At 66.3% G+C, this 12,261-nt stretch carries 10 protein-coding genes and 1 pseudogene; 10 read left to right on the top strand and 1 reads right to left on the bottom strand.

What is annotated here, in order from left to right:
• The first annotated feature begins 307 nt into the window (after nt 1-307).
• The gene (locus ASC87_RS13460) at nt 308-1,093 is read left to right on the top strand and encodes an SDR family NAD(P)-dependent oxidoreductase (protein ID WP_056662369.1); all 786 of its coding nucleotides are present in this window, start codon (nt 308-310) and stop codon (nt 1,091-1,093) included.
• On the opposite strand, the gene ASC87_RS13455 is transcribed toward ASC87_RS13460, so the two are convergent.
• Nucleotides 1,094-2,062 (bottom strand): LysR substrate-binding domain-containing protein, encoded by a 969-nt coding sequence (locus ASC87_RS13455; protein ID WP_056662365.1) that lies wholly within the window; start codon nt 2,060-2,062, stop codon nt 1,094-1,096.
• Nucleotides 2,063-2,174: 112 nt separating this feature from the next.
• On the opposite strand from ASC87_RS13455, the gene araD1 reads away from it, so the two are divergent.
• From araD1 to ASC87_RS13415, 9 genes and pseudogenes are all read left to right on the top strand, one after another.
• Nucleotides 2,175-3,170, top strand: coding sequence for an AraD1 family protein (gene araD1, locus ASC87_RS13450; RefSeq protein ID WP_056662363.1), 996 nt, complete (start codon nt 2,175-2,177; stop codon nt 3,168-3,170).
• Between the two features lie 8 nt (nt 3,171-3,178).
• Entirely contained in the window at nt 3,179-4,618 is a 1,440-nt protein-coding gene (locus tag ASC87_RS13445; RefSeq protein ID WP_056662360.1) for an aldehyde dehydrogenase family protein, read from the top strand.
• A gap of 101 nt (nt 4,619-4,719) precedes the next feature.
• Nucleotides 4,720-5,378 (top strand): annotated as a pseudogene (locus ASC87_RS31850) (ABC transporter substrate-binding protein); the annotation flags it as partial.
• A 1-nt stretch (nt 5,379) separates the two neighbouring features.
• A partial coding sequence (locus ASC87_RS31845; protein WP_235582163.1) for a substrate-binding domain-containing protein occupies nt 5,380-5,785 on the top strand: 406 nt, incomplete at its 5' end.
• Nucleotides 5,786-5,860: 75 nt separating this feature from the next.
• A complete protein-coding gene (chvE, locus tag ASC87_RS13435; protein WP_235582164.1) occupies nt 5,861-6,883 on the top strand; it encodes a multiple monosaccharide ABC transporter substrate-binding protein in 1,023 nt (340 codons plus the stop codon).
• A gap of 69 nt (nt 6,884-6,952) precedes the next feature.
• A complete protein-coding gene (gene mmsA / locus ASC87_RS13430; protein ID WP_056662354.1) occupies nt 6,953-8,482 on the top strand; it encodes a multiple monosaccharide ABC transporter ATP-binding protein in 1,530 nt (509 codons plus the stop codon).
• 4 nt (nt 8,483-8,486) lie between these two features.
• Entirely contained in the window at nt 8,487-9,695 is a 1,209-nt protein-coding gene (gene mmsB, locus ASC87_RS13425; protein WP_056662351.1) for a multiple monosaccharide ABC transporter permease, read from the top strand.
• The gene (locus tag ASC87_RS13420) at nt 9,692-11,215 is read left to right on the top strand and encodes a sugar ABC transporter ATP-binding protein (RefSeq protein WP_056662348.1); all 1,524 of its coding nucleotides are present in this window, start codon (nt 9,692-9,694) and stop codon (nt 11,213-11,215) included. The genes mmsB and ASC87_RS13420 overlap by 4 nt, the downstream gene beginning before the upstream one ends.
• Nucleotides 11,212-12,255: an ABC transporter permease gene (locus tag ASC87_RS13415; protein WP_157604026.1), complete on the top strand. Its 1,044-nt coding sequence runs from the start codon at nt 11,212-11,214 to the stop codon at nt 12,253-12,255. Before ASC87_RS13420 ends, ASC87_RS13415 begins: the two co-directional genes overlap by 4 nt.
• The last annotated feature ends 6 nt before the right edge of the window (nt 12,256-12,261 follow it).

The following is a 12,261-nucleotide window of genomic DNA, read 5'->3' as shown; positions in this document are numbered from 1 at the left end:
CTCCACGTGTTGCAGATGCCGATCACCGGGCGGCCGTCGAACTCGTCGTGCGGGTACCCCTGGTTCTTGATCCAGCTGCGGTGCATGAACCCATCGCGGTCCGACTTGCCGAACCAGGCTTGGCTGCGGCGGAACGGGTACTTGGGCTTGGGCTTCTGGGAATCCATCGTGCAATCCTTCGGAGGGTAGGCGGCGGCTCACAAACACAAGCCCCTTGACGCGCCGCATCCTAGCAAGGCACATTGATAATAGAAAAATAACAAATTAATTACCTGACATACCGATTTTGCAATATCGACAGGATTCCATGGCCTCCACACCCCTTTCCACCCTCGCCACCTACCCCAGCCTGCGCGGCCGGCGCGTCTTCGTCACCGGGGGCGGCTCCGGCATCGGCGCCGCGATCGTCCAGGCGTTTGCCGAACAAGGCGCCCTGGTGGCGTTCATCGACATCGCCGAACCCGAGAGCCGCGCACTGGCCGAAGACCTCGCCGCGGCCGGCCACCCGGCGCCCTGGTGGCGCCCCTGCGACGTGCGCGACATCGCGGCGCTTCAGCAGGCCGTGACCGATGCCGCAACGGCGCTCGGCGGCGACTTCGCCGCACTGGTGAACAACGTTGCGAGCGACGACCGGCACACCCTCGAGTCGGTCACGCCAGCGTACTACGACAGCCGCATGAGCATCAACGAGCGGCCGGCGTTTTTTGCCATCCAGGCGGTGGCGCCCGGCATGCGCCGGCTCGGCGGCGGGTCGGTCGTCAACCTCGGCTCCACCGGCTGGCAGACGAAGGCCGGGGCCTACCCCTGCTACGCGATCGCGAAGTCGTCGGTCAACGGGCTCACGCGCGGGCTGGCCGACAGCCTCGGCGCGGACCGCATCCGCGTCAACACCGTGTCGCCGGGCTGGGTCATGACCGATCGGCAGGTGAAGCTCTGGCTCGACGCCGAAGGCGAGGCAGAACTGAAGCGCAACCAGTGCCTGCCCGACAAGCTCCAGCCGTCGGACGTGGCCCGCATGGTGCTGTTCCTGGCGTCCGACGACGGGGCCATGTGCACCGCGCAGGAATTCAAGGTGGACGCCGGCTGGAGCTGATCAGTCGGGGGCCAGCGGGTCGAAGCGGCTGCCGTACACGCTGACGGCGGCCGCCTTCAGGGCCTTGAGCATCACCTTGGCCGCTGGCGACAGCAGCTTGTCGGTGCGGGTGATGATGCCGAAGGCGTCCATGTGGCACGGCAGCTCCATCGGCAGGATGGAGACGATGCCGTGCGCCTGGTAGTACTTGGCCACGTCGGTGGCCACCACGCCGATCATGTCGCTCTGCTGCAGCATCTTCGTGGTGAACAGCAGCGCCGACGTCTCGATGACGTTGATGGGGGCTTCGAGCCCCACCTCCTGGAACATCAGGTCGAACCGGTGGCGCAGGATGCTGCCCGCCGGCGGCACGATCCAGCCCGAACTCAGGGCGTCCCGGAGCGTGAGGTTGGCCACCCCGAGCAGCGGATGGCCTGGCCGGGTGATGGCACACACCGGCTCCTCCGTGAGCACCTCGTAGCGGAGGTCGCTCTTGTCGTGCTGTGCAAAGAGGCGCGACACCAGCATGTCGAGCTTGCCGTGCACCAGGCGCTCCATCAGCACGTCACTCGTTTCGATCTGCAGCGACACGCGCAGGCTCGGGTGCTCCTGCTTGACCAGCGCCACCGCCGGCGGCAACAGCACGAGCCCGGGCGCCGTGATGGACCCCACGCTCACCTGGCCGAACCGCCCGGCCTTCAACGCCTCGACCTCGTCGTGCGCCTGGTTCAGGCTCGCGAGCGCCACGCGGGCGTGGCGAATCATGGTTTCCCCGTACCAGGTGGGCCGCATGCCACGCGGCAGCCGGTCGAACAGCGAGACCTCGAGCACGTCCTCCAGGTCCTTGAGCAGCTTGGAGGCCGCCGGCTGGGTCATGTTCAGCACCTGGGCCGCACGGTGGATGTTGCCCTCCTCGGCCAGCGCCACGAGGAGAAGCAGTTGGCGCGTCTTGAGGCGCGCGCGGATGAACCAATGGGTGTAGTTCGTCATAAGGGTTTACGTCGATTCAAGATCGTATATCGGAACTGACCAAATATCTATTAGAAAGATATCTCAGCGATTCGTAGGATGCGGCACCTTGTCCCCAAGCACTCCTCGAACCATGCGACTGATCCAGTTCCTCGATGACGACGGCACCCCGAACGTAGGCCAGGTCGACGACGCCGGCCTTGGGGTGCGCCGGCTTGCCGGCCACCGCAGCACGTACGAGGTGGCCCGGACCGCCCTTGCCCGCCGCACCACGCTCGACGCCGTGGCTGAACCCACCGGCGACACCATTCCCTACGCCCGCCTGCTGGCCGACGGCCGCGTGCTGCCGCCGCTGACCCACCCCGACCCGGCCCACTGCCTCGTCACCGGCACCGGGCTCACCCACCTGGGCAGTGCCGCCACCCGCGACGCCATGCACCAGAAGCTCTCCGGCGACGACAACGCGCTGTCGGACTCCATGCGCATGTTCAAGTGGGGCGTGGACGGCGGCCGGCCCACCGGCGGCCAGCCCGGCGCGCAGCCCGAGTGGTTCTTCAAGGGCGATGGCCAGATCGTGGCCGCCCCGGGCGCAGCCCTCGTGATGCCCGACTTCGCGCTCGACGGCGGCGAGGAGCCCGAACTCGTGGGCCTCTACCTGATCGGCGACGACGGCACCCCGCACCGCCTGGGTTTTGCGATCGGCAACGAGTTCTCGGACCACGTGACTGAACGCCAGAACTACCTGTACCTCGCCCACTCCAAGCTGCGCGCCTGCGCCGTGGGGCCGGAACTGCGCACCGGCGCCCTCCCCGACCACCTGGCCGGCACGAGCCGCGTGCGCCGCGGCGACAACGTGGTGTGGGAGAAGCCGTTCCTGACCGGCGACGCGAACATGTGCCATTCGATCGCCAACCTGGAATACCATCACTTCAAGTACGCGGCCCACCGCCGCCCGGGCGACGTGCACCTGCACTTCTTCGGCACCTCGACCTTGAGCTTCGCCGACGGCATCAAGGTCGAACCGGGTGACCGCTTCGAGATCGACCTGCCTGACCTGGGCGCCCCGCTCGTGAACCCGCTGGCCGTGGCCGCCGCGGGGTTCGCGATCGGCGGTGTCCAACCGCTGTGAGGCCTGCAATGGCAACCCTCACCTGCAAGAACTACTTCAACGGCCGCTGGGAAACCGGTGTCACCACCGGCATCAGCACCAACCCGTCGGACCTCGACGACGTGGTGGCCGAGTACGCCCGCGCCGACAAGAACCAGACCGACAACGCGATCCGTGCCGCGGCCGACGCCAGCAGCACCTGGGCCCAGAGCACGCCGCAGCGGCGCTTCGACGCGCTGGACCAGATTGGCAGCGAGCTGATCGCCCGCAAGGACGAACTCGGCGAGCTGCTGGCCCGCGAGGAAGGCAAGACCCTGGCCGAGGCGGTGGGTGAAACCGTGCGCGCCGGGAACATCTTCAAGTTCTTTGCCGGCGAGGCGCTGCGCCAGGGTGGCGAGCGGCTGGCGTCGGTGCGTGCCGGCGTGGACGTGGAGATCACCCGCGAGCCGGTAGGCGTGGTGGGCATCATCGCGCCGTGGAACTTCCCGCTGGCCATCCCCGCCTGGAAAATCGCCCCCGCACTCGCCTTCGGCAACAGCGTGGTGTTCAAGCCGGCCGAGCTGGTGCCGGCCTGCGGCTGGGCGCTGGCCGAGATCATCAGCCGGGCCACGCTGCCCGCGGGGGTGTTCAACCTGGTGATGGGCAGCGGCCGCCAGGTGGGCCAGGCCCTGGTCGACAGCCCGCTCGTCAATGCCATCAGCTTCACCGGGTCGGTGGGTACCGGGCGGCAGATCCTGAAGGCCACCGCCGAACGCGGCGCCAAGGTCCAGCTCGAGATGGGGGGCAAGAACCCCCTCGTGGTGCTGGCCGACGCCGACCTGGAACTGGCGGTCGAATGTACGCTGAACGGCGCCTTCTACTCGACGGGCCAGCGCTGCACGGCGTCGAGCCGGATCATCGTGGACGCCGGCATCCATGACCGGTTCGTGGCCCGCCTGCGCGAACGCACCGCCGCCCTGAAGGTGGGTCACGCCCTGCAACGCGACACCCAGATCGGCCCGGTGGTGGACGACCACCAGCTGCAGCAGAACCTGAGCTACCTCGAGATCGCCCGCGACGAAGGCGCCGAGCACCTGGTGGGCGGCGACACGCTGCAGCGCCAGACCCGCGGCCACTTCATGAGCCCCGCCCTGTTCCTCGCACAGTCGCATCACCGCGTGGCGCGTGAGGAGATCTTCGGGCCGGTGGCCTGCGTGATCCGCGCCGATGGCTACGAACACGCCCTGTCTCTCGCGAACGACACGCCGTTCGGCCTGTGTGCCGGCATTTGCACCACGTCGCTCAAGTACGCAACTCATTTCAAGCGCAATGCGCAAGTGGGGATGACCATGGTCAATCTCCCGACCGCGGGGGTCGACCATCACGTGCCCTTCGGCGGACGCAAGGAGTCCAGCCACGGGTCGCGCGAGCAAGGCCGTTATGCGGCCGAGTTCTACACCACCGTGAAGACGGCCTACACCCTGGCCTGATCCGCCCCCTTTCACCCGACCTAGGAGAACGCCACACCCATCCGATTTCGACACTGCGGCACAAGACCGCAGGCCAATCCATGAACCTTGCGAGGACATCCATGAAATTCCAGAGACGCACACTCTTCGCAGCGCTGGCCGCTGCCTCGTTGACCACCGCGTGGCCCCTGACTGGCTACGCGCAGAAAAAGATCGTGCTTGGTTTCAGTCAGATCGGCGCCGAGAGCGAATGGCGAACTGCGAACACCGAATCGGTGAAGGCGGCGGCGAAGGAGGCCGGCATCGAGCTGAAGTTCTCCGACGCCCAGCAGAAGCAGGAAAACCAGATCAAGGCCATCCGCTCGTTCATCGCCCAGAAGGTGGACGTGATCGCGTTCTCGCCGGTGGTGGAGTCGGGTTGGGACACCGTGCTGCGCGAGGCGAAGGCAGCGAAGATCCCGGTGATCCTCACCGACCGCGCCGTCGACAGCAAGGACACGTCGCTCTATGTGACGTTCATGGGCTCGGACTTCACCGAGGAAGGCCGCAAGGCCGGCCGTTGGCTCGTCGACAAGGTCAAGGGCAAGACTGGCGACGTCAACGTCGTCGAGCTCCAGGGCACCGTGGGTTCCGCCCCGGCGATCGACCGCAAGAAGGGCTTCGAGGAAGCCATCAAGGCCGAACCGCGCATCAAGATCATCCGCTCGCAGACCGGTGACTTCACCCGCGCCAAGGGCAAGGAAGTCATGGAAGCCTTCCTCAAGGCCGAGGGCAAGAAGATNACCGCGCATCAAGATCATCCGCTCGCAGACCGGTGACTTCACCCGCGCCAAGGGCAAGGAAGTCATGGAAGCCTTCCTCAAGGCCGAGGGCAAGAAGATCAACGTGCTGTACGCACACAACGACGACATGGCCATCGGCGCCATCCAGGCCATCGAGGAAGCCGGCCTGAAGCCGTCGAAGGACATCACCATCATCTCGATCGACGCCGTCAAGGGTGCCTTCGAAGCCATGATGGCCGGCAAGCTCGACGTCACCGTCGAATGCAGCCCGCTGCTGGGCCCGCAACTGATGGCCGCCACGAAGGACCTGGTGGCCGGCAAGCCCCTGCCGAAGCGCATCGTTACCGAAGAATCGATCTTCCCGATGGAAACCGCCGCGCGCGAGTTCCCGAAACGGAAGTACTGACCTGACCACGAAGAGAGAGAGATCATCATGAAGAAGTTTCAACGCCGTACCGCCCTGGCCAGCCTGCTGTTTGCAATGACCGCCGTGGCCCTGCCGTCGATGGCCCAGGACAAGGGCACGATCGGCGTCTCGATGCCGACCAAGTCCTCCGCCCGCTGGATCGCCGACGGCGACAGCATGGTCAAGTCCCTGAAGGAAAAGGGCTACAAGGCCGACCTGCAGTACGCCGACGACGACATCCCGAACCAGCTCGCCCAGATCGAGAACATGATCACCAAGGGCGTGAAGGTCCTCGTGATCGCCGCGATCGACGGCACCACGCTGTCGGATGCGTTGCAGAAGGCCGCCGACCGCGGCATCAAGGTCATTTCGTACGACCGCCTGATCCGCGGCTCGAAGAACGTCGACTACTACGCCACGTTCGACAACTTCCAGGTGGGGGTGCTGCAGGCCGGCTACATCGAGCAGGCGCTCGACCTGAAGAACAAGAAGGGTCCGTTCAACATCGAGCTCTTCGGCGGTTCGCCGGACGACAACAACGCCTTCTTCTTCTACGACGGCGCGATGTCGGTGCTCAAGCCCTACATCGACAGCGGCAAGCTCGTCGTGGGCAGCAAGCAGGTCGGGATGCAGAAGGTTTCCACGCTGCGCTGGGACGGTGCGGTGGCCCAGGCACGCATGGACAACATCCTGAGCGCCTACTACACCAAGGGCCGCGTGGACGCCGTGCTGTCGCCGTACGACGGCCTGAGCATCGGCATCCTGTCGTCGCTCAAGGGCGTGGGCTACGGCTCGGCACAACAACCCTTCCCGGTCGTGACCGGCCAGGACGCGGAGATCGCGTCGGTCAAGTCGATGCTGCGCGGTGAACAGCGTTCCACGGTGTTCAAGGACACCCGCGAGCTGGCCAAGGTGGCCGCCAACATGGTGGACGCGGTGCTGACCAACAAGACCGTGCCCATCAACGACACCAAGACCTACAACAACGGTGTCAAGGTCGTTCCGTCCTACCTGCTCAAGCCCGTGAGCGTCGACGCCGCGAACTACAAGCAGGTGCTGGTGGGCAGCGGCTACTACACGGAAAGCCAGCTGCGTTAAGCGTGTTCTCCTGATCGCCCGCCTTGTGCCCCGGCACAAGGCGGGCTTGTTCCAAGACTTGAAGTAGCCATGACCGAAGCCCTCCTCGAGATGCACGACATCCGCAAGGAATTCCCAGGCGTGAAAGCGCTGGACGGCGTCGACCTGCGGGTGCGCCCTGGTGAAATCCATGCCGTTGTCGGTGAAAACGGCGCCGGTAAATCAACGCTGATGAAGGTGCTGAGCGGGGTGTACCCGAGCGGCAGCTACGGCGGCGAGATCCGTTTTGCAGGCCAGTCCTGCGCGTTCGAGGACATCGCCGACAGCGAAGCCCTCGGCATCATCATCATCCACCAGGAGCTCGCCCTCGTGCCGCTCCTGTCCATCGCCGAGAACATGTTCCTCGGCAACGAACAACACCGGTACGGTGTCATCGACGCCGGCACCACGTTCGCGAAAACCCGCGCGCTGCTGAAGAAGGTGGGCCTGGACGAATCGCCGGCCACCCCCGTCACGCAGCTGGGCGTGGGCAAGCAGCAGCTCGTCGAGATCGCCAAGGCGCTGTCGAAGGACGTGCGGCTGCTGATCCTCGACGAACCCACCGCGAGCCTGAACGAGAGCGACAGTGATGCGTTGCTGTCGCTGCTGCTCGAACTCAAGTCGCATGGCATCGCCTGCATCCTGATCTCGCACAAACTCAACGAGATCTCGAAGGTGGCCGACGCCATCACCGTATTGCGCGACGGCCGCACGGTGGAAACACTCGACTGCCGCAAGGGCCCCGTCAGCGAGGACCACGTGATCCGCAGCATGGTGGGCCGCGAGATGGCCGACCGCTACCCGAAACGCACGCCCGACATCGGGGAGACCGTGTTCGAGGTGCGGGACTGGAGCGTCTACCACGAGGTGCACGCCGATCGCCAGGTCATCAAGAACGTGGCCTTCCACGCCCGGCGCGGCGAGATCGTCGGCATCGCCGGCCTGATGGGCGCGGGGCGCACCGAACTCGCCATGAGCGTGTTCGGCCGGTCGTACGGCCAGCGCATCACCGGCGAGGTGCGCTTGAACGGCACCCCGGTGGACGTGAGCACGGTGCAGAAGGCCATCGCCCACGGCATCGCGTACGTGACCGAAGACCGCAAGGGCCTCGGCCTCGTGCTGGAAGACCCCATCCGCGAGAACATCAGCCTCGCGAACCTGCCCGGCGTGGCCAACCGCGGCGTCATCGACCACGCGCGCGAACACAACGTGGCGCAGGAGTTTCGCCGCAGCCTGCGCATCCGGTGCAGCAGCGTGATGCAGAAGGTCGTGAACCTGTCGGGCGGCAACCAGCAGAAGGTGGTGCTCGGCAAATGGCTGTTCACGAACCCCGAGGTGCTGATCCTCGACGAACCCACCCGCGGCATCGACGTGGGGGCCAAGTTCGAGATCTACACGCTCGTGGCCAAGCTGGCCGCGGAAGGCAAATGCATCGTGATGATCTCGTCGGAGATGCCCGAACTGCTGGGCATGTGCGACCGGATCTGCGTCATGAATGAAGGGCGGTTCGTCGGTGAATTCACCGCGGCCGAAGCGTCACAGGAAAAGATCATGCGAGCGATCGTCACCTCGAGCTACTGACACCATGGACAAAGTTCTCTCCTCCGGCGCCCCTGGCGCCCCCGATGCGGAACCCGCGCGCTCCTACGCCGGATTCCTGAAAAACAACTTCCGCGAGTACGGCATGCTCGCGTCGCTGATCCTCATCATGGGGTTCTTCCAGTTCATGACGGACGGCACGCTGATGCGCCCGCTGAACCTGACGAACCTGATCCTGCAGAACAGCTACATCGTCATCATGGCGCTGGGCATGCTGCTCGTGATCGTGGCCGGCCACATCGACCTCTCCGTGGGGTCGGTGGTGGGCTTCGTGGGCGCGCTGGCCGCGGTGCTGATGGTCGACTACCAGGTGCACTTCCTCATCACCATCGTGCTGTGCCTGCTGGCGGGTGCGTTGATCGGTGCCAGCCAGGGCTTTTTCGTGGCCTTCTTCCGCATCCCGTCGTTCATCGTCACGCTCGCGGGCATGCTGGTGTTCAAGGGCCTGACCCTCGCGCTGCTGCAGGGTCAGTCCGTGGGGCCATTCCCCGAGGGGTTCCAGCGCATCAGCTCCGGCTTCCTGCCCGACCCGTTCCAGGGTGACTCGATCCGCCTCTTCTCGCTGCTGATCGGCGTGCTGGCTGCGGTGGCGTGGGTGGCCTTCAAGTTGCGCAGCCGCGCCCGGCAGAACCAGCACGGCATGGAAGAGGAACCCTACTTCTTCTTCCTCGGCCGCACGCTGCTGTTCGCCGGCATCCTGGTGCTGATCAGCTACATCCTGTCGTCGTACCGGGGCCTGCCCAACGTGCTGGTGGTGATGGCGGTCCTGATGCTCGGCTATGACTTCGTCACGAGCCGCACCACGATCGGCCGGCGCATCTACGCGCTCGGCGGCAACGAGAAGGCCGCGCGCCTGTCGGGCATCAAGACGCAGCGGCTGTCGTTCTACACCTTCGTCAACATGGGGGTGCTGGCCGCGCTGGCGGGCCTTGTGTTCGCCGCACGGCTGAACACCGCCACGCCGAAGGCCGGCGTGGGCTTCGAACTCGACGTGATCGCCGCGTGTTTCATCGGCGGCGCATCCGCCTCCGGCGGGGTCGGCAAGGTGATGGGTGCAGTCATCGGCGCCTTCGTGATGGGCGTGATGAACAACGGCATGTCCATCCTCGGCATCGGCATCGACTACCAGCAGGTGATCAAGGGGCTGGTCCTCCTGGCGGCCGTGTTCGTCGACGTCTACAACAAGAACAAATGACCAACCCGGCCCCCCGCCCCGTGCTCGAGCTGTCCGGCATCGACAAGCGGTTCTTCGGCGTGTCCGTGCTGCAGCAGGTGGGCCTTCGCCTGTACCCCGGCGAAGTGCATGCGCTGATGGGCCAGAACGGTGCGGGCAAGTCCACGCTGATCAAGGTGCTGACCGGTGTGCACGCGGCCGATGGCGGTGCCATGTCCCTCGACGGGCAGCCCGTTCGGCCCGGGTCGCCGCAGCAGGCCCAGGCGCTCGGGATCAGCACCGTGTACCAGGAGGTCAACCTCTGCCCCAACCTGTCGGTGGCCGAGAACATCTTCGCGGGCCGCTACCCGCGGCTTGGCGCCCTGGGGGCATGGCGCATCGACTGGGCGGGCATGAACCGCCAGGCCCGCGAGCTGCTCGCGCGGCTCAACCTCGACATCAACGTGACCCGCACGCTGTCGTCGTACTCGGTGGCGGTGCAGCAGATGGTGGCCATCGCCCGCGCGCTCAGCGTGGAGGCGAAGGTGTTGATCCTCGACGAACCCACGTCGAGCCTGGACACCGGCGAGGTGCAGCGCCTCTTCGACGTGTTGCGCCGGCTGCGGGACGAAGGTCTCGCCATCCTGTTCGTCACGCACTTCCTCGAGCAGGTGTACGCCATCTCCGACCGCATCACCGTGTTGCGCAACGGCACGCTGGTGGGCGAGTACCCGGTGGCCCAGCTCGGGCCGAAGGCGCTGATCGCGGCCATGGTGGGCCGCGAGTTGGCCGAGGGCCAGTCCGTCAACCCGGTGCCCGACGACCAACGAGAGCGCGTGCCCGTGGTGTCCACCACGGCGCTTTCACAGCGCGGCCAGCTGCAGCCCATCGACATCGAACTTTGCGCCGGCGAGGTGGTGGGGCTCGGTGGACTGCTCGGGTCCGGCCGCACCGAACTCGCGCGGCTGCTGTTCGGGCTGGCCTCACCCGATGGCGGCGAGGTGCGCGTGCGCGGCCAGGCCGCGCGGATCACCAACCCGGCCGAGGCGGTGCGCCACGGCCTCGCGCTGTGCCCCGAGGACCGCAAGACCGACGGCATCGTGGCCGAGCTGTCGGTGCGCGAGAACATCATCCTGGCGCTGCAGGCCCGTGCCGGGCTGCGCCGCTGCCTGTCGGACGCGCAGCAGAAGGCCCTGGCCGAGAAATACGTCAAGGCCCTCGGCATCAAGACCAACGATGTGGAAACCCCCATCGGGCTGCTGTCGGGTGGCAACCAGCAAAAGGCACTGCTCGCCCGCTGGCTCGCCACCGACCCGTCGCTGCTGATCCTCGACGAACCCACGCGGGGCATCGACGTGGCCGCCAAGCAGGAGATCATGGACGAGATCCTGCGGCTGGCCCAGGGCGGCATGGCCGTGCTGTTCATCTCGTCGGAGATGAGCGAGGTGGTGCGTGTCTCGCACCGCATCGTCGTGCTCCGCGACCGCAACAAGGTGGGCGAACTGCCCGCCGGCAGTGGTGAACAAGCCGTCTACCACCTCATCGCCGAAGAAACGACATGAACACGCTGATGAAACACCGCCTCGTGTGGCCGGTTGTCACGCTCGTGCTGCTGCTGGCCGTCAATGCAGCGTTCAACCCACAGTTCCTGCACCTGTCGGTGCGCGACGGCCACTTGTACGGCAGCCTGGTCGACATCCTGAACCGCGCCGCGCCGCTCGTGCTGGTGTCGCTCGGCATGACCCTCGTGATCGCCACCCGCGGCATCGACATCTCGGTGGGTGCCGTGGTGGCCATCTCGGCCGCGCTGGCTGCGTGGATGATCGGCGGCACGTTGGTCGTCAACGACGGCGTGGCCACGCACGTGAGCCGCGTGCCGATGCCGGTGGCCATCGTGGCCGCACTCGGGGTGGCGCTGGCGTGCGGCGTGTGGAACGGCTTGCTGGTGGCCCGCGTGGGCATGCAGCCCATCATCGCCACGCTGATCCTGATGGTGGCCGGCCGCGGCATTGCGCAGCTGGTCACCAATGGCCAGATCATCACCATCTACTACGCACCCTACTTCTTCATCGGCAGCGGCTACCTGCTCGGGCTGCCGTTCTCGGTGTTCATCGTGGCGGCCGTGTACGCGATCGTGTCGCTCGCCATGTCACGCACCGCGCTGGGCCTGTTCATCCAGGCCGTGGGCATCAACCCGTCGGCGGCCCACGTGGCCGGCGTGAAGGCCAAGAGCATCACGGTGTGGGTGTACGCGTTCTGCGGGATCTGTGCCGGCGTGGCGGGTTTGCTGATCAGCTCCAACGTCAAGAGTGCCGATGGCAACAACGCCGGCCAGCTGCTGGAGCTGGACGCCATCCTGGCCGTCACGCTGGGTGGCACGCTGCTCACCGGCGGGCGCTTCAGCCTCGCCGGCAGCGTGATCGGTGCGCTGATCATCCAGACGCTGACGTACGCCATCTACTCGTTGGGCGTTCCGCCCGAAATCAACCTCGTCGTCAAGGCCGCGGTGGTGTTCGCCGTGATGCTGCTGCAGTCCGCCGAGTTCCGCGCCAGCGTGCGCCAGCTGGTCCAACGCGCCCCGGTCGGGGGAGTCTCCGCATGAGCACGC

The organism is Rhizobacter sp. Root1221, from assembly GCF_001425785.1.
Taxonomy (GTDB): domain Bacteria; phylum Pseudomonadota; class Gammaproteobacteria; order Burkholderiales; family Burkholderiaceae_C; genus Rhizobacter.
This window is presented reverse-complemented; position numbering and strand designations above follow the sequence as displayed.